The sequence below is a fragment of the Cellulomonas sp. NPDC057328 genome (assembly GCF_042667215.1).
Lineage (GTDB): Bacteria > Actinomycetota > Actinomycetes > Actinomycetales > Cellulomonadaceae > Cellulomonas.
This window is the reverse complement of record NZ_JBHUZW010000088.1, coordinates 1-16,265: the sequence shown is the minus strand read 5'-3', so window position 1 is coordinate 16,265 and position 16,265 is coordinate 1. Positions and strand designations below refer to the sequence as shown.

Here is a 16,265-nt window from a genome sequence, read left to right as displayed (position 1 = left end):
CTGCTGCGTCCCCGGAGCCGTCCACGCGCACGGCGCGGGGCCCTGTCGGTCGGGGGAGGACCTCCGTAGGCTCGGTCCCACGTGCACACGCGGCCCGGGTCCGGGCCGCGCGCCGGCCGACGGGGGCCACCCGCTCGCCGGCGTCAGGGGGCTGGTGCTCGAGGGGGCGGCGTGGTTGTCGTGGGATACGTACGTGTCGAGACGTCCGAGCAGGAGGCAGCGCGGGAGCTGGCCGAGCTGCGGCGGGCCGGGGCGGAGCTGGTGTTCGTCGACCACGGGGGTGCCGGCCCGGGGCCGTCGCAGTGGGACGTGTGCCTCGAGCGCCTGCGCGCGGGGGACACGTTCCTCGTGTGGCGGCTCGACCGGGCCGTCAGCTCGGTCGCCGGGGCGTTGCGGGTGGTGACGGACCTGCACGACCGGAAGGTGCACCTGCGGTCGCTGTGCGAGCCGGAGATCGACACGGCGGCGTCGCACGGGCCGTCCTTGGTCGCCTTCGCCGCGTCGCTGTCCGCGCTGCACGTGGCTCGCGTGCGGGTGCGGTCCCGTGCCGGGCAGGACGCGGCGCGGCGAGAGGGCAGGCCACCCGGCCGCCCGACGGTGATGTCGCCGGAGCGGCTCGTCGCGGCGCGCGCGCTGCGGGCGGCGGGGCAGAGCCACACGGCCATCGCCCGCGCGCTGGGCGTGAGCCCGTCGACGGTCGGGCGTGCGCTCGCCCGGGACGACGACGTCGTGCCGTGTCCCGTCATGCGAGACGAGGCCGGCGAACCCGAGCGGGCAGAAGTGTGACGTGGCTCACATCGGCTCCGGTCGGGGCCGAGGCGGCGGGTCGAGCCGATCGTGCGTCCGCGCCACCCGACGCCGAACGGTTGTGACGCACAGGCGGTGCGCCCCTCGACGCCGGGACGCCGGCGGCGGGGAGCAGCCGTGCAGAACCGTCGGTCACAACTCCCGCCCCAGAACCACGGCGTCCAACTTTTGGGGCGCGCGGGGCCGTCGGCGGCCCGCCCGGGACGTCCGGATCGCCCCTTCCGCACCCCCTGCAGGGCCTGGTCGGCTGTCGCCAGGTCGGTGAGCACCGACCGTCGGGACAGCCCAGGAGGAACGCATGTCCGTCCGTCGCAAGATCGCCGCAGGAGTCCTCGTCGCCAGCCTCGGCTCCGGCATCGGCATCACCGCAGCCCTGCCGGCCACGGCCGCACCGGCGCCCGCCGCGGTCGCCGTCTCGTCGGTCACCACCTCCGGCACGACCGCGCCGGTGCCGCTGCCGGCCCGGTCCGTCGTCGGCCTGACGCCGGGCTCGGGCATCACCGCCCCCGGTGGCACCGCCGCGACGCCGAACGTCCCGATCTGGATCCGCGTCGCCGTGCAGGCGGCGCTCCAGGTCATCAAGTCGCGGTCGATCACCACGTACCGCCAGATCATCGCCTACGTGGAGCGCGGTCGCACCGCGTTCGTGTCGTGGTGGAACACGAGCGTCCCGACGTGGGTCAAGGGCCTGCTCGGCGGCATCAGCGGCAACGCGATCTACGACGCCATCAAGTGGATCCTGGGCCTCTGAGCCGCGTCCTCGCTCGACGTGACGGCCGTCGTCGGTCCCTCGGGACCGGCGGCGGCCGTCGCCGTGCTGGGTACTTCGTGCCGGCCGGCGGGGGGGGTGGGCGGGAAGTACCGGGGGGGCAGGTCCCTCAGGCGTCCGGCGTCGGCGTGCCCCGTCGGACGGGCCGGGACGCGCGCGCGAGGTGCAGCACGAAGGCGATGAGGAGCCCGAGCAGCAGGATGCCGAGCGCGGGCAGCAGCACGACGCGGTCCATCCCCTCGGTCCGCTCCCAGGTACCCGTGGCGTAGAGCGCGAGGGCGACGGCGACCCACAGCAGGGCGGCGCCCGCCGCGAGGCCCGCGGGCAGACCGCGCCGGCGGCGCGGCGCACCGGCGGGGAAGCGTGCCGCGTACTGCTCGGCGGTGCCGAAGTACGCGACGGGGTCGCCGCCGGTCGCCACGTACTCGTCGACCTCCGCGACGATGTCCGCGACCTCCGGCTCGGGCACGTCGCGCAGGCGGAGGTGGAAGGCGAGGTCCTGGGCGTAGCTCATGGTCGTCACTCCGGGAGTCCGAGGCGCGCGACCTGCTGGAGCAGGTCCGACGCGGTGCGGCGGTCGTGGGCGAGGCGCTCGGCGCCCAGGTCGGTGAGGTGGAAGACCTTGCGGGCGGGACCCGGGCCGCTCACGTCCCAGGTGGACGAGACGAGCCCGTCCTTCTCGAGGGACCGCAGGAGCGGGTAGATCGTGCCGCCGTTGGCGCCGCCGACGCCCACCGTGCGCAGGTCCGCGATGAGCGCGTACCCGTGACGCGGTGCGCGCGACAGGAGCGCGAGCGCGAGCACGGGGGTCAGCGCGCGGCGCAGGCCCTCGGTGGTGTCGGTCGCCGTCATGACTCCATCGTGGCCCGCAATATGTCGAACGTCAACCTAGAGCGAGCGGCCGGTCCCCATCTCGCCCCGACGGGTGCGTGCGCGGCGGGGGAGAGGCGTCGGTCACGGTGGTTGGCCTTCCGGGCCCATGTCTGGCAGACTGTCGGGGTTGCCCGCTAGGGGTGTGCGTTCGCGCGCGCCCCCGGCCAGGGCGACCAGACGTGGCGGACGCGTGGACCCCGGGGCAGCTCGGCGGTGGGCGTTCGCAACCACGACCCCCGTCCCGGGAACGGTACGCAGCGCTCAGGTGCGTCGCGAGAAGCGACACGCCCGAGTGCGGGGGTCGGACGGACCGGTATCGAGAGAGAGAAGTAGACGACGCCATGGCGGGACAGAAGATCCGCATCCGGCTCAAGTCCTACGACCACGAGGTCATCGACAGCTCGGCGCGCAAGATCGTCGACACGGTGACTCGCGCTGGTGCGTCGGTCGTGGGCCCGGTGCCGCTCCCGACGGAGAAGAACGTCTTCGTCGTGATCCGGTCGCCCCACAAGTACAAGGACAGCCGCGAGCACTTCGAGATGCGCACGCACAAGCGGCTCATCGACATCATCGATCCCACGCCGAAGGCTGTCGACTCGCTCATGCGTCTCGACCTGCCGGCGGACGTGAACATCGAGATCAAGCTCTGACGCTGGGAAGGGACTGATCTTTCATGGCTACCCAGCAGAACGCGCGCCCCGTCACGGCGGTGCTCGGCACGAAGCTCGGCATGACCCAGGTGTGGGACGACGCAGGTCGCCTCGTGCCGGTCACGGTCGTCGCCGTCGGGCCGAACGTCGTGACGCAGGTCCGCTCCGCTGAGACCGACGGCTACGCCGCGGTGCAGCTGGCCTCCGGCCAGATCGACCCGCGCAAGGTCACCAAGCCGCTCAAGGGCCACTTCGAGAAGGCGGGGGTCACCCCTCGTCGGCACGTGGTCGAGGTGCGGACGTCGAACGCGGCCGAGTTCACGCTCGGCCAGGAGATCACCGCCGGCGTGTTCGAGGCCGGCCAGGTCGTCGACGTCGTCGGCACCACCAAGGGCAAGGGCACGGCCGGTGTGATGAAGCGTCACGGCTTCTCCGGCGTCGGCGCCTCCCACGGTGCGCACCGCAACCACCGCAAGCCCGGCTCGATCGGCGGCGCCTCGACGCCGTCGCGCGTCTTCAAGGGCCTGCGGATGGCCGGTCGGATGGGCGTCGCCCGTCAGACCACCCAGAACCTGACCGTGCACGCGGTCGACGCGGAGAAGGGTCTGCTGCTCGTCAAGGGCGCGGTTCCCGGCCCCAAGGGCGGCGTCGTCCTCGTGCGTTCCGCTGCGAAGGGTGCGTGACCTCCATGAGCGACACGCTGACCGTCGACGTCCTGGACGAGAAGGGCCAGAAGGCCGGCACGGCCGACCTGCCCGGTGACGTCTTCGACGCGACCACGAACGTCCCGCTGATCCACCAGGTGGTCGTCGCGCAGCTCGCTGCGGCGCGCCAGGGGACCCACGACACGAAGAACCGTGGCGAGGTCCGTGGTGGCGGCAAGAAGCCGTACAAGCAGAAGGGCACCGGCCGCGCCCGTCAGGGCTCGACCCGCGCCCCGCAGTTCGCGGGTGGTGGCGTCGTCCACGGCCCGACGCCGCGTGACTACTCGCAGCGGACGCCGAAGAAGATGAAGGCCGCGGCGCTCCGCGGTGCTCTCTCGGACCGCGCGCGCGCCGGCCGCGTCCACGTCGTGACGGGCTTCGCGCCCGGCCAGGTGCCGTCGACCAAGGCCGCTCTCGCGGTGCTCGACAACCTGTCCGGCCGCAAGAACGTCCTCGTGGTCGTCGAGCGCCAGGACGAGATCACCTGGAAGTCGCTGCGCAACGTCGAGCGCGTGCACCTGCTCGTCGCCGACCAGCTCAACACGTACGACGTCCTCATCTCGGACGACGTGGTCTTCACGCAGGGCGCGCTCGACGCGTTCCTGGCCGGCCCCGCCAAGGGTGCCAAGGCCGTGGCCACCGAGTCCGAGGCGGCTCAGGAGGAGACGAAGTGACCGCCGTCGGCAAGGACCCGCGCGACATCCTGATCGCGCCGGTCGTCTCCGAGAAGAGCTACGGCCTGCTCGACGAGGGCAAGTACACCTTCCTCGTCGACCCGCGTGCCAACAAGACCGAGATCAAGATCGCCGTCGAGCAGGTCTTCGGCGTCAAGGTCGACTCGGTCAACACCGCGAACCGCCAGGGCAAGTCGCGCCGGACCCGGTTCGGCATCGGCCGCCGCAAGGCCACGAAGCGTGCGATCGTCACCCTCCGCGAGGGCTCGATCGACATCTTCGGCGGACCGGTCGGCTGAGGCCCGGAAGGATCTGAGGACTCATGGGAATCCGTAAGTACAAGCCGACGACGCCGGGCCGCCGTGGCTCGTCGGTCGCCGACTTCGTCGAGATCACGCGCTCCACGCCGGAGAAGTCGCTGGTCCGCCCGCTGCACAAGACCGGTGGCCGCAACGCCACGGGTCGCGTGACGACCCGCCACCAGGGTGGCGGCCACAAGCGTGCGTACCGCGTCATCGACTTCCGCCGTCACGACAAGGACGGCGTGCCGGCCAAGGTCGCGCACATCGAGTACGACCCGAACCGCACGGCGCGCATCGCGCTGCTGCACTACGCGGACGGCGAGAAGCGCTACATCATCGCGCCGAACAAGCTGTCGCAGGGCGACGTCGTCGAGGCCGGTCCCGGCGCCGACATCAAGCCCGGCAACAACCTGCCGCTGCGCAACATCCCCACGGGTACGGTCATCCACGCCATCGAGCTCCGCCCCGGTGGCGGTGCGAAGATCGCGCGCTCGGCCGGCGCCTCGGTGCAGCTCGTCGCGAAGGACGGCCCGTACGCGCAGCTGCGCATGCCGTCCGGCGAGATCCGCAACGTCGACCTGCGCTGCCGCGCGACGGTCGGCGAGGTCGGCAACGCCGAGCAGTCGAACATCAACTGGGGCAAGGCCGGCCGCATGCGGTGGAAGGGCAAGCGCCCCACCGTCCGCGGTGTCGCCATGAACCCGATCGACCACCCGCACGGTGGTGGTGAGGGCAAGACCTCCGGTGGCCGCCACCCGGTGAGCCCGTGGGGTCAGCCCGAGGGTCGTACCCGTCGTCCGAACAAGCCGAGCGACAAGCTCATCGTGCGCCGTCGGCGCACCGGCAAGAAGCGCTGATAGGAGCCCGAGATGCCTCGCAGCCTCAAGAAGGGCCCGTTCGTCGACGACCACCTGCAGAAGAAGGTCGACGCGCAGAACGAGGCCGGCACGAAGAACGTCATCAAGACGTGGTCGCGTCGCTCGATGATCACGCCCGACTTCCTCGGCCACACCTTCGCGGTCCACGACGGCCGCAAGCACACGCCCGTGTTCGTGACGGAGTCGATGGTCGGGCACAAGCTCGGCGAGTTCGCCCCCACGCGGACGTTCCGCGGCCACGAGAAGGACGACCGGAAGGGCCGTCGCCGCTGACCCCCGGTCAGCTGGTGACGCCCTGACGGCAGAGAACAGAGAGCAGGACAGCGATGGAAGCCAAGGCGAAGGCGCGGTTCGTCCGCGTCACGCCCCAGAAGGCCCGCCGCGTCGTGGACCTCATCCGTGGCAAGCAGGCGGCCGAGGCCGTGGCGGTGCTGAAGTTCGCGCCGCAGGCCGCGGCGGAGCCCGTCCTCAAGACGGTGCAGTCCGCGGTCGCGAACGCGGTCGAGGGGGCCAAGCGCAACAGCGAGCGGCTCGACGAGACGAACCTCTACATCTCCGAGGTCTTCGTCGACGAGGGTCCGACGCTCAAGCGGTTCCGGCCTCGCGCGCAGGGTCGCGCGGGTCGCATCCTCAAGCGCACGAGCCACATCACGGTCGTGGTGGCCGAGCGCGAGACGACGAGCACGAAGGGACGGGCCCGCTAGTGGGACAGAAGGTCAACCCGCTCGGGTACCGCCTGGGCATCACGACGGATCACCGCTCGCGCTGGTTCGCCGACTCGACGAAGCCGGGTCAGCGCTACCGCGACTACGTCCGCGAGGACGTCCAGATCCGCAAGCTCATGTCGACGGGCCTCGAGCGCGCCGGCATCGCCAAGGTGGAGATCGAGCGGACGCGTGACCGCGTCCGCGTCGACATCCACACCGCCCGCCCGGGCATCGTCATCGGGCGTCGTGGGGCCGAGGCCGACCGCATCCGCGGCGAGCTCGAGAAGCTCACGGGCAAGCAGGTCCAGCTGAACATCCTCGAGGTCAAGAACGCCGAGATCGAGGCCCAGCTGGTCGCCCAGGGCATCGCCGAGCAGCTCGCGAGCCGCGTGTCGTTCCGCCGCGCCATGCGCAAGGGCATCCAGTCCGCGCAGCGCGCCGGCGCCAAGGGCATCCGTGTCCAGGTCTCCGGCCGCCTCGGTGGCGCGGAGATGAGCCGCACGGAGTTCTACCGCGAGGGTCGTGTGCCGCTGCACACGCTGCGGGCGAACATCGACTACGGCTTCTTCGAGGCCCGCACGACCTTCGGCCGCATCGGCGTGAAGGTGTGGGTCTACAAGGGTGACGTCACCGAGCGCGAGTGGGCGCAGCAGCAGGCCACGCAGGCTCCGCGTCCGTCGCGCGGCCCGCGCGGCGACCGCGGCGACCGTGGTGACCGTGGCCCGCGTGGCGGCGGTCGTCGCCCCGAGCGTCAGGACGCCCCCGCCCCGGCCGCCGAGCAGTCGGCGCCCGCGGCGGACACGGCGCCCACCGAGTCCGGAACGGAGGCCTGAGCCGTGCTGATCCCGCGCCGGCTGAAGCACCGCAAGCAGCACCACCCGACGCGCCGCGGCGCGTCGACGGGTGGCACGACGATCTCGTTCGGCGAGTACGGCATCCAGGCTCTCGAGCCCGCCTACGTCACGAACCGGCAGATCGAGGCTGCGCGTATCGCCATGACCCGCCACATCAAGCGTGGTGGGAAGGTCTGGATCAACATCTACCCGGACCGTCCCCTCACGAAGAAGCCCGCCGAGACCCGCATGGGTTCCGGCAAGGGCTCGCCCGAGTGGTGGATCGCCAACGTCAAGCCCGGTCGAGTGATGTTCGAGCTCGCCGGTGTCCCGGAGCCGCTGGCCCGCGAGGCCATGCGCCGTGCGATGCACAAGCTCCCGATGAAGACACGTTTCATCGTGCGCGAGGGGGGTAACTGATGGCCATCGGAACCAAGGACCTGGCTCCCAGCGAGCTGGACACCTTCGACGACGAGAAGCTGGTCGCCGAGCTGAAGAAGGCCAAGGAGGAGCTGTTCAACCTCCGCTTCCAGTCGGCGACGGGCCAGCTCGAGAGCCACGGGCGCCTCAAGGCGGTCCGCCGCGACATCGCGCGCATCTACACGATCCTGCGCGAGCGCGAGCTCGGCATCCGTACCGCCCCGAGCGCGGAGTGAGGCCCTGATGACGAAGCACGAGCACACCACCGCCACGACCGACCACCGGGCATACCGCAAGACGCGCCGTGGTTACGTCGTGAGCGACAAGATGGACAAGACCGTCGTGGTCGAGGTCGAGGACCGCGTCAAGCACCCGCTGTACGGCAAGGTCATCCGCCGCACCAGCAAGGTCAAGGCCCACGACGAGCAGAACAGCGCCGGCATCGGCGACCTGGTCGAGATCATGGAGACGCGGCCGCTGTCCGCCACCAAGCGGTGGCGCGTGGTCGAGGTCCTCGAGAAGGCCAAGTAAGACCCGTTCCCGGACCTCCCGGTCCGGCACGCACGACAGTTGCCCGCGACGCGGGCGCGCCCCGCTCGGGGCCGCCCGCGTCGTGTGCACCACGGCAACCATCCGTTCGGCCAGGCTCGGCGGCCACCCTCCGGGGCGGTGCGGTGCGAGAACCCGCCAGACGACAGGAGAGAGCTAGATGATCCAGCAGGAGTCGCGACTGCGTGTCGCCGACAACACGGGTGCCAAGGAGATCCTCTGCATCCGTGTGCTCGGCGGCTCCGGCCGTCGCTACGCCGGTATCGGCGACGTCATCGTCGCCACCGTCAAGGACGCGATCCCCGGCGGCAACGTCAAGAAGGGCGACGTCGTCAAGGCGGTCGTCGTGCGCACCCGCAAGGAGCGCCGGCGTCCCGACGGCTCGTACATCAAGTTCGACGAGAACGCCGCGGTGATCCTCAAGAACGACGGCGAGCCGCGCGGCACCCGCATCTTCGGCCCGGTGGGCCGCGAGCTGCGCGACAAGAAGTTCATGAAGATCATCTCGCTGGCGCCGGAGGTGCTCTGACCATGGCGAAGATCAAGAAGGGCGACCTCGTCGTCGTCATCTCGGGCCGCGACCGCGGCCAGCAGGGGCGTGTCCTCGAGGTCCTCCCGGAGACGCAGCGCGTCGTCGTCGAGGGTGTCCAGCGCGTGCAGAAGCACACGAAGGCCGGCCAGTCGTCCCGCGGCACCCGCACGGGCGGCATCGAGACGATCGAGGCCCCCATCCACATCAGCAACGTGATGCTGGTGGACCCGGAGACCAAGAAGGGCACCCGGGTCGGCTACCGCACCGAGCAGGTCGAGCGCGACGGACGCACGCGCACCGTGCGCGTCCGCGTCGCCAAGCGCTCCGGTAAGGACATCTGATGACCGAGACCACCATCGAGGCCCCGGCCCAGCCGCGCCTCAAGACGCGCTACAACGACGAGATCAAGCCGGCGCTGTTCGAGCAGTTCTCGCACGAGAACATCAACCAGGTCGCGCGACTCGTCAAGGTCGTCGTGAACATGGGTGTCGGCGACGCCGCCAAGGACTCGAAGCTGATCGAGGGCGCGATCCGCGACCTCACCCAGATCACGGGTCAGAAGCCGCAGGTCACCAAGGCCCGCAAGTCCATCGCGCAGTTCAAGCTGCGCGAGGGCATGCCGATCGGCGCGCACGTCACGCTGCGCGGCGACCGTGCCTGGGAGTTCCTCGACCGCCTGCTGTCGATCGCGCTGCCGCGCATCCGCGACTTCCGCGGTCTGTCCCCGGCCCAGTTCGACGGGCACGGCAACTACACGTTCGGCCTCGTGGAGCAGTCCGTGTTCCACGAGATCGACCAGGACAAGATCGACCGGGTCCGCGGCATGGACATCACCATCGTCACGACCGCCACCACGGACGACGAGGGGCGCGCGTTCCTCAAGCTCCTCGGCTTCCCGTTCAAGGAGAACTGACATGGCGAAGACCGCCCTCATCCACAAGGCGGCCGCGAAGCCGAAGTTCGCGGTCCGTGCCTACACGCGCTGCCAGCGGTGCGGTCGTCCGCACTCGGTGTACCGCAAGTTCGGCCTGTGCCGGATCTGCGTGCGGGAGATGGCCCACCGCGGCGAGCTCCCCGGCGTGACGAAGAGCAGCTGGTAAGAACCACCGGACGTCGGTAGGTCCGTGCCCCCACCTCGGGGGCACGGATACCCCGGCGAGAAAGGGCTGACGCCCGATGACCATGACCGACCCGATCGCAGACTTCCTGACGCGTCTGCGCAACGCGAACTCGGCGCACCACGACACGGTGACGATCCCGTTCTCGAAGCTGAAGAGCCACATCGCCGAGATCCTGCAGGCCGAGGGCTACATCTCCGGCTGGACCGTCGAGGACGCCCCCGTGGGCAAGAACCTCACGATCACGCTGAAGTACGGCCCCAACCGCGAGCGTGCGCTCGCCGGCGTGAAGCGCGTGTCCAAGCCGGGCCTGCGCGTGTACGCCAAGTCGACCAACCTGCCGAAGGTGCTCGGCGGCCTGGGCGTGGCGATCCTGTCCACGTCCTCCGGCCTGCTGACCGACAAGCAGGCCCAGAAGAAGGGTGTGGGCGGGGAAGTCCTCGCCTACGTCTGGTAAGCCCGAGACGAGAGGAGAACAGCCATGTCCCGAATCGGCAGGATCCCCGTCCCGGTGCCGTCCGGTGTCGACGTGACGATCGACGGCCAGCTCGTGACGGTGACGGGTCCCAAGGGGACTCTCACGCACACCATCCCGGCCCCCCTCGCGGTGGACCGTGACGACGCCGGCGCCCTCGTGGTGACGCGTCCCGACGACGAGCGCCTCTCGCGCTCGCTGCACGGCCTCACCCGCACGCTGCTGGCCAACCTGGTCACCGGCGTGACGGAGGGCTACACCAAGAAGCTCGAGATCGTCGGCACCGGTTACCGCGTGACCGCGAAGGGCGACACCCTCGAGTTCGCCCTCGGCTTCAGCCACCCGGTCACGGTCGAGCCCCCCGCGGGCATCGCCTTCGCCGTCGAGACCCCGACGAAGTTCTCGGTCCAGGGCATCGACAAGCAGCAGGTGGGCGAGGTCGCCGCGAACATCCGCAAGATCCGCAAGCCCGAGCCGTACAAGGGCAAGGGCGTGCGGTACGCGGGCGAGAACGTGCGCCGCAAGGTCGGAAAGGCTGGGAAGTAAGCCATGGCGATCAGCATCAAGGGCAAGGGCAAGTCGATCGCCCGTCGCCGCCGCCACCTGCGTCTGCGCAAGAAGGTCGTCGGCACCGCCGCTCGTCCGCGCCTGGTCGTGACCCGCTCCGCGCGGCACATCACGGCCCAGGTCGTCGACGACGGCATCGGTCAGACCGTGGCCTCGGCCTCGACGCTCGAGGCGGACCTGCGGGGCGCCGAGGGCGACAAGACGGCCAAGGCGCGCAAGGTCGGCGAGCTCGTCGCCGCGCGTGCGAAGGCGGCCGGCGTCGAGTCGGTCGTGTTCGACCGCGGCGGCAACAAGTACCACGGCCGTGTGGCCGCGGTCGCCGACGGCGCCCGTGAGGGCGGTCTGGCCCTGTGACGACGAACTCCGCATCGAAGAAGAGGACTTTCTGATGGCTGCTCCTCAGCGCAGCAACACCGGTGCCGGCGGCACCGGCGGCGACCGCCGAGACGGCGGCCGTCGTGACGGCGGGCGGCGCGGTGACGCCGCCGAGAAGAGCGCGTTCGTCGAGCGCGTCGTGACGATCAACCGTGTCGCGAAGGTCGTCAAGGGCGGCCGTCGCTTCAGCTTCACCGCGCTCGTCGTGGTGGGCGACGGTGACGGCACGGTCGGCGTCGGCTACGGCAAGGCCAAGGAGGTGCCCGCGGCGATCGCCAAGGGTGTCGAGGAGGCGAAGAAGAACTTCTTCCGCGTCCCCCGCATCCAGGGCACCATCCCGCACCCCGTCCAGGGCGAGAAGGCCGCGGGCGTCGTGTTCCTGCGTCCCGCGTCCCCGGGTACCGGTGTGATCGCCGGCGGTCCGGTGCGTGCGGTGCTCGAGTGCGCCGGCATCCACGACGTGCTCAGCAAGTCGCTCGGGTCGTCCAACGCGATCAACATCGTGCACGCCACGGTCGAGGCCCTGCGCTCCCTCGAGGAGCCCGAGGCCGTCGCTGCCCGTCGTGGGCTGGCCCTCGACCACGTCGCCCCGGCCTCCCTCCTGCGTGCGCAGGCGGAGGGTCGCGCGGCGGCCGCTGCGAAGGTGGGTGCGTGATGGCCCGTCTCAAGGTGACCCAGACCCGGTCCGCCATCGGCGGCAAGCAGAACCAGCGCGACACGCTGCGCACCCTGGGCCTGAAGCGGATCGGCGACGTCGTCGTCAAGGAGGACCGCCCCGAGATCCGCGGCATGGTCAACACGGTGACGCACCTCGTCGCGGTCGAGGAGGTCGAGTGACCATGGCCGACGACAAGAAGAAGGCCGACGACACGGCCGTGGAGTCGACGGAGGAGGCCCCCAAGGCCGCCGCCAAGAAGACCCCGGCGAAGAAGGCTCCGGCGAAGGCCGCGGCGACCGAGGCCGCTGCGGCCGAGGAGAAGCCGAAGGCGACCCGCAAGCCGGCCGCCACGAAGGCCGCCGCGGAGGAGCCGAAGGCCACGACGGGTGGCGCGACCACCGAGGGTGCCGGCGGCACGCTCAAGGTCCACCACCTGCGTCCGGCCCCCGGCGCCAAGACCGCCAAGACCCGTGTGGGTCGTGGTGAGGCGTCGAAGGGCAAGACCGCGGGTCGCGGCACCAAGGGCACGAAGGCCCGCTACCAGGTGCCGTCGGCCTTCGAGGGCGGGCAGATGCCGATGCACATGCGGCTGCCCAAGCTCCGTGGCTTCAAGAACCCGTTCCGCGTCGAGTACCAGGTCGTGAACCTGGACAAGATCGCGGCGCTGTACCCGCAGGGCGGCGACGTCACCGTCGCCGACCTGGTCGCCAAGGGCGCGGTCCGCAAGGGCCAGCCCGTCAAGGTGCTCGGCACCGGCGAGCTGACGGTCAAGGTCTCCCTCGCGGTGGACGCGTACTCCGCGTCCGCCAAGGAGAAGATCGAGGCCGCCGGCGGCAGCGTGGCGCAGGGCTGACGCCCTCGTAGCAGCAGGACCCCTGAAGCGGGCGGTCCCGGGAGTGATCCCGGGGCCGCCCGCTTCGTCGTGCCAGGTGACCTACCCAGGTGCCACGGCCACCCGTGGGACGTTCCGTCGTCGCCGTCCGGGAACCGAGCGTCGCCCGATGTGCAAGCCCGTCCCCCACGGCGTAGTGTGCGGTCCGCGCGTCCGATGTGACGCACGCCCGTGGCGGGGGTCACGAACCGCCCGCGGCAGGTGACGGTGCCGCTGCAGGCACCCCGGTTGGACAACCGTTCATGTTCACGGGTCGTAGCGGGTCACAGACGACGCCCGCGGTCACCCGGTGGGCGCAGCGCGCGTCTCGCCCTTGGGTCCTAGCACCCTGCGATGCGTCCCGATGGCCCGGTTGGGTCGACGCCGTCCGGTTCGACTGTGTTGGACGCGCGTCCTGCACCCGGCTTACTTGAGGAGCCGGAGGAACGAGCGCCCCGACGGGGCCTCTCTCTCCCTCCGGCTTCCGACGGCCAGGGGGCACGCAGCATGCAGCAGGACAGGGGCACGAACGGGCGGCGCGGCATGCGGCGTACCGTGGCGGGCGCTGTCTCCTCCGCACTGCTCGCCCTCGCCCTGACGCCGGTGCTCGCCTCGGTCACCGCCGCGCCCGCCGCGGCGGCCGCCGGCGACACGGGCAGCACCTACGGCGCCCCCGTCTACGCCACCGGCGGCAGCGGCCTGCACAAGGACCGCATCGCGTGGCTGTCGTGGGGTGCTCTCGGCGCGCAGATCACGAACAACACGAGCGTCACCAACTGGCACGAGGTCGGCCCCGCGCACCGCGTCGAGGTCACGTGCCAGCTGTCGGGGCGCAGCGGGGACGTGTACGTCGCCCGCCCGGGCGGCTACTCCGGCGACGGTCTCGACGACCTGTACAACGTCGGTGGCACCGGTACGGCGAACCAGCTGCGCTCCGCGATCCGCACGCCCGACGGCACCACCCGGTCCTTCCGCGTCGCCTGCACCGGTGCGCTGGTGCAGTTCAACGGGCAGGGCTGGGGGCAGGCGCAGCGCGTGAGCTCGCGACCGGTGTCGCTCGGCGGGATGGTGCTCGCGGACGCGGAGTCGACGCACGGCGCGGAGTACGTCCAGGCCACGGCCGCCGGTGGCACCACCTCGCCCTGGTTCCAGGTGGACCGCAGCAACGGCGGGTGCGCGACCCGAGACAACCGCGCCCAGGTGGCCGTCTCGCGGCCGAGCACCACGACGTGGGCCGCGCGGATGTCGATGACGTCCAGCGAGTGCACGAGCGGGACCGGCACGCCGACAGCGGTGCTCGTGGCGAACGGCGCGAGTGCGCTCGACGTGCAGCTGTTCGGCAGCGGCGTGAGCGCGGTGTCGCTCGGCTACGTGCTGGACGTCGACTACGGCGACGCCCCGGCGTCCTACGGCGTTGCATCGGCACTCCTCAACCCCACGACGTGGAGCGGCGGCAACCTGGCGGCGGGGACGACGACGACCGCGGGCTACAGCCCCACACCCGTGAACTGCCGCTGGGAGTACCAGTGGCGGGAGGGGTGGGTGGAGGTGTGCGACACCCAGTACGTCGCGGCCACGGGCGCGCTCGCGGCGCCCAACCCGCCCGAGGTCACGCTCGGCGCGGCCGCCCTCACCAACCGGACCGCGCCGCACAGCGCGAACGCGACCGGTGACACGCCCGACGAGGATGCCATCGCCGGGAGTGCGGCACCCGCGGCCGACGTCTACGGCCCGGGGTCGGCACACAGCGTCACCGTCCGCTGCCGCGGCAACTCGAACGCGAGGGTCGCCGGCTGGATCGACTGGAACGGCTCCGGCGCCTTCGACGCGGGGGAGCGCTCTGCGGTCGCGACCTGCCCCAGCACCGCCGCTGCGGGCGCGGACGTGACGCTCACGTGGACGGTGCCGGCGGACGTGGCCGGCCGCGCGACGTTCCTGCGCCTGCGGGTCGCGGCGGACGAGGCCGACCTCGCGAGCGCCGTGGGTGCGGCGCTGCGGGGCGAGGTCGAGGACTGGGCCATGACCGTCCGGGCCCCGCGCCTCGAGGTCACGCGGACCGTGGACGCCGAGTACGTGCCCGCCGCGGGCGGCGCGCTGACCCACACCGTGACCGTCCGCAACGTCGGCACCCTCGCCATGACGGCGCAGCGCCCCGCGTACCTGTACGACGAGGTGGCCGACGCGACCGACGACGCCACCCTCGGCGCGGTGTCCGCCACGGGCGGGGCGGCGACGGTGGCCGGCTCGCGGATCACGTGGTCGGGCCCGTTGGACGTCGGTGCGACCGCCACGATCACCTACGCGATGACCGTCCGGGACGCGCCCCGCGACCGGGTCATGACGAACCTCGCGCGCGTCTCGACGAGCCCGGTGACGGCCACGACGGCCGTCACCTGCGACGCCGGCTCGGCGGACCTCGCCGCGCGGCAGTGCGCGCGCGTGCAGCTGTGGGCAGTCGGTATCGACCTCGTCAAGGAGGTCTACCGCGTGGGGGAGACGACGCCCCTGCCGGCCGGCGCGCGGGTGCCCCTGGGCACCCAGGGGACGCGTCGCTACACGGTGACGAACACCGGGTCGGCGCCGCTGAAGGACGTCGTGCTGACCGACGAGTGGGATCAGAGCCGCGTGGTCGGCAACGGTCGGTCCCAGGCCGTGACGACGCCGAGGATCAGCTGCCCCGGCCTGGCCGCCGGCACCGCCGTCGTCATCCCCCGGCTGGAACCGGGCGAGTCGATCGTGTGCACGTCCACGGGGCCGGTGATGCCCGATCGCTGACCTCGCCCCTGCACGACGACGGACGACCACCCACTGAGCACCACCGACAGCGCAGGACGCCCACCGGGCGGTGCTGCGACGCCCTCCCGGGCGCTCCTCCCTCAGAAAGGTACGACCATGAAGAACAAGACCAAGGGTCTCATCGCCGGCGCCGCCGGTATCGCGCTGCTGACCGGCGGCTCGACCTTCGCGCTGTGGACCGCGAGCGACTCGGTCGCCGGCGGCACCATCACGAACGGTCAGCTGGACGTCGCCGCGCTCGGCGACATCAGCTGGGAGGACGTGTCGGCCGACCGCGGGGACGGCCCGCACGACATCACGCTGACGTCGTGGCAGATGGTGCCCGGCGACACGATCGAGGGCACGCAGGACATCGACGTCGCGCTCGACGGCGACAACCTCGTCGCGGAGCTGACGCTGCTCAACACCGGCACGGAGGAGCTGGCCGAGGGCGTCTCGGTGCAGTACGACGTCGTCCAGGGCACCACGGTGCTGGCGACGGCGGCCCTGGGCGCCACCGCACAGCTGGAGCTGCAGTCGGCCGACAACCCGGACGCGGGCCGCACCGAGGTCGGTGGGTCGCTCAACGGCACGGCCGACCTGACGGTGGTCGTGCGCGTGACCTTCGCCGCCAACGGCACCACCTCCACGCTGGACACCTCGGTCCTGAACGGCCTGTCGATCGAGCTCGACCAGATCCGCGCCTGATCGCGAGGGCGGGACGGACG

General features: G+C 71.5%; 27 protein-coding genes. 25 read left to right on the top strand and 2 right to left on the bottom strand.

Annotation, left to right across the window (positions count from 1 at the left end; translation table 11 throughout):
* Nucleotides 1–180: 180 nt before the first annotated feature.
* The gene (locus tag ACFUMH_RS14300; protein ID WP_378206739.1) at nt 181–786 is read left to right on the top strand and encodes a recombinase family protein; all 606 of its coding nucleotides are present in this window, start codon (nt 181–183) and stop codon (nt 784–786) included.
* A gap of 319 nt (nt 787–1,105) precedes the next feature.
* Entirely contained in the window at nt 1,106–1,558 is a 453-nt protein-coding gene (locus tag ACFUMH_RS14295; RefSeq protein ID WP_378206736.1) for a hypothetical protein, read from the top strand.
* 127 nt (nt 1,559–1,685) lie between these two features.
* On the opposite strand, the gene ACFUMH_RS14290 is transcribed toward ACFUMH_RS14295, so the two are convergent.
* Entirely contained in the window at nt 1,686–2,090 is a 405-nt protein-coding gene (locus ACFUMH_RS14290) for a hypothetical protein (protein WP_378206733.1), read from the bottom strand.
* A gap of 5 nt (nt 2,091–2,095) precedes the next feature.
* Nucleotides 2,096–2,428, bottom strand: coding sequence for a PadR family transcriptional regulator (locus ACFUMH_RS14285; RefSeq protein WP_378206730.1), 333 nt, complete (start codon nt 2,426–2,428; stop codon nt 2,096–2,098).
* Between the two features lie 362 nt (nt 2,429–2,790).
* On the opposite strand from ACFUMH_RS14285, the gene rpsJ reads away from it, so the two are divergent.
* The 23 genes from rpsJ to ACFUMH_RS14170 all read left to right on the top strand — a co-directional run bounded on the left by rpsJ (nt 2,791) and on the right by ACFUMH_RS14170 (nt 16,245).
* On the top strand, nt 2,791–3,099 hold the full coding sequence (gene rpsJ, locus ACFUMH_RS14280; protein WP_129336914.1) for a 30S ribosomal protein S10: 309 nt from the start codon (nt 2,791–2,793) through the stop codon (nt 3,097–3,099).
* Between the two features lie 23 nt (nt 3,100–3,122).
* Nucleotides 3,123–3,782 (top strand): 50S ribosomal protein L3, encoded by a 660-nt coding sequence (gene rplC, locus ACFUMH_RS14275; protein WP_378206725.1) that lies wholly within the window; start codon nt 3,123–3,125, stop codon nt 3,780–3,782.
* 5 nt (nt 3,783–3,787) lie between these two features.
* Nucleotides 3,788–4,477, top strand: a complete 690-nt coding sequence (rplD, locus tag ACFUMH_RS14270; protein ID WP_378206722.1) for a 50S ribosomal protein L4 — start codon at nt 3,788–3,790, stop codon at nt 4,475–4,477.
* Nucleotides 4,474–4,776, top strand: a complete 303-nt coding sequence (gene rplW, locus ACFUMH_RS14265; RefSeq protein WP_378206719.1) for a 50S ribosomal protein L23 — start codon at nt 4,474–4,476, stop codon at nt 4,774–4,776. Before rplD ends, rplW begins: the two co-directional genes overlap by 4 nt.
* 23 nt (nt 4,777–4,799) lie before the next feature.
* Nucleotides 4,800–5,636, top strand: coding sequence for a 50S ribosomal protein L2 (gene rplB / locus ACFUMH_RS14260; protein ID WP_135973043.1), 837 nt, complete (start codon nt 4,800–4,802; stop codon nt 5,634–5,636).
* 12 nt (nt 5,637–5,648) lie between these two features.
* On the top strand, nt 5,649–5,930 hold the full coding sequence (gene rpsS / locus ACFUMH_RS14255) for a 30S ribosomal protein S19 (RefSeq protein ID WP_136519176.1): 282 nt from the start codon (nt 5,649–5,651) through the stop codon (nt 5,928–5,930).
* Nucleotides 5,931–5,983: 53 nt separating this feature from the next.
* Entirely contained in the window at nt 5,984–6,361 is a 378-nt protein-coding gene (gene rplV, locus ACFUMH_RS14250; protein WP_135973041.1) for a 50S ribosomal protein L22, read from the top strand.
* Complete coding sequence (gene rpsC / locus ACFUMH_RS14245) at nt 6,361–7,197, top strand: 30S ribosomal protein S3 (protein ID WP_136519177.1); 837 nt, start codon at nt 6,361–6,363, stop codon at nt 7,195–7,197. Before rplV ends, rpsC begins: the two co-directional genes overlap by 1 nt.
* 3 nt (nt 7,198–7,200) lie before the next feature.
* On the top strand, nt 7,201–7,617 hold the full coding sequence (gene rplP, locus ACFUMH_RS14240; protein WP_378206712.1) for a 50S ribosomal protein L16: 417 nt from the start codon (nt 7,201–7,203) through the stop codon (nt 7,615–7,617).
* A complete protein-coding gene (rpmC, locus tag ACFUMH_RS14235; protein ID WP_140457303.1) occupies nt 7,617–7,853 on the top strand; it encodes a 50S ribosomal protein L29 in 237 nt (78 codons plus the stop codon). The genes rplP and rpmC overlap by 1 nt, the downstream gene beginning before the upstream one ends.
* A gap of 7 nt (nt 7,854–7,860) precedes the next feature.
* Nucleotides 7,861–8,148 (top strand): 30S ribosomal protein S17, encoded by a 288-nt coding sequence (gene rpsQ / locus ACFUMH_RS14230; protein WP_378206708.1) that lies wholly within the window; start codon nt 7,861–7,863, stop codon nt 8,146–8,148.
* Nucleotides 8,149–8,326: 178 nt separating this feature from the next.
* On the top strand, nt 8,327–8,695 hold the full coding sequence (gene rplN, locus ACFUMH_RS14225) for a 50S ribosomal protein L14 (RefSeq protein ID WP_013770175.1): 369 nt from the start codon (nt 8,327–8,329) through the stop codon (nt 8,693–8,695).
* A gap of 2 nt (nt 8,696–8,697) precedes the next feature.
* On the top strand, nt 8,698–9,039 hold the full coding sequence (gene rplX / locus ACFUMH_RS14220; protein WP_378206705.1) for a 50S ribosomal protein L24: 342 nt from the start codon (nt 8,698–8,700) through the stop codon (nt 9,037–9,039).
* On the top strand, nt 9,039–9,611 hold the full coding sequence (gene rplE, locus ACFUMH_RS14215; protein WP_378206702.1) for a 50S ribosomal protein L5: 573 nt from the start codon (nt 9,039–9,041) through the stop codon (nt 9,609–9,611). Before rplX ends, rplE begins: the two co-directional genes overlap by 1 nt.
* Nucleotide 9,612: 1 nt before the next feature.
* On the top strand, nt 9,613–9,798 hold the full coding sequence (locus ACFUMH_RS14210; RefSeq protein ID WP_135973034.1) for a type Z 30S ribosomal protein S14: 186 nt from the start codon (nt 9,613–9,615) through the stop codon (nt 9,796–9,798).
* Between the two features lie 76 nt (nt 9,799–9,874).
* A complete protein-coding gene (gene rpsH, locus ACFUMH_RS14205; RefSeq protein WP_378206697.1) occupies nt 9,875–10,273 on the top strand; it encodes a 30S ribosomal protein S8 in 399 nt (132 codons plus the stop codon).
* Between the two features lie 24 nt (nt 10,274–10,297).
* Nucleotides 10,298–10,837, top strand: a complete 540-nt coding sequence (gene rplF / locus ACFUMH_RS14200) for a 50S ribosomal protein L6 (protein WP_378206694.1) — start codon at nt 10,298–10,300, stop codon at nt 10,835–10,837.
* Between the two features lie 3 nt (nt 10,838–10,840).
* A complete protein-coding gene (gene rplR / locus ACFUMH_RS14195) occupies nt 10,841–11,212 on the top strand; it encodes a 50S ribosomal protein L18 (RefSeq protein ID WP_155376666.1) in 372 nt (123 codons plus the stop codon).
* A gap of 34 nt (nt 11,213–11,246) precedes the next feature.
* The gene (gene rpsE / locus ACFUMH_RS14190; protein WP_378206689.1) at nt 11,247–11,888 is read left to right on the top strand and encodes a 30S ribosomal protein S5; all 642 of its coding nucleotides are present in this window, start codon (nt 11,247–11,249) and stop codon (nt 11,886–11,888) included.
* Nucleotides 11,888–12,070, top strand: a complete 183-nt coding sequence (rpmD, locus tag ACFUMH_RS14185; RefSeq protein ID WP_191782373.1) for a 50S ribosomal protein L30 — start codon at nt 11,888–11,890, stop codon at nt 12,068–12,070. Before rpsE ends, rpmD begins: the two co-directional genes overlap by 1 nt.
* Before the next feature lie 2 nt (nt 12,071–12,072).
* Complete coding sequence (gene rplO, locus ACFUMH_RS14180; protein WP_378206742.1) at nt 12,073–12,744, top strand: 50S ribosomal protein L15; 672 nt, start codon at nt 12,073–12,075, stop codon at nt 12,742–12,744.
* Between the two features lie 525 nt (nt 12,745–13,269).
* The gene (locus ACFUMH_RS14175) at nt 13,270–15,537 is read left to right on the top strand and encodes a CshA/CshB family fibrillar adhesin-related protein (protein WP_378206684.1); all 2,268 of its coding nucleotides are present in this window, start codon (nt 13,270–13,272) and stop codon (nt 15,535–15,537) included.
* Between the two features lie 117 nt (nt 15,538–15,654).
* Entirely contained in the window at nt 15,655–16,245 is a 591-nt protein-coding gene (locus tag ACFUMH_RS14170; protein ID WP_378206682.1) for an alternate-type signal peptide domain-containing protein, read from the top strand.
* The last annotated feature ends 20 nt before the right edge of the window (nt 16,246–16,265 follow it).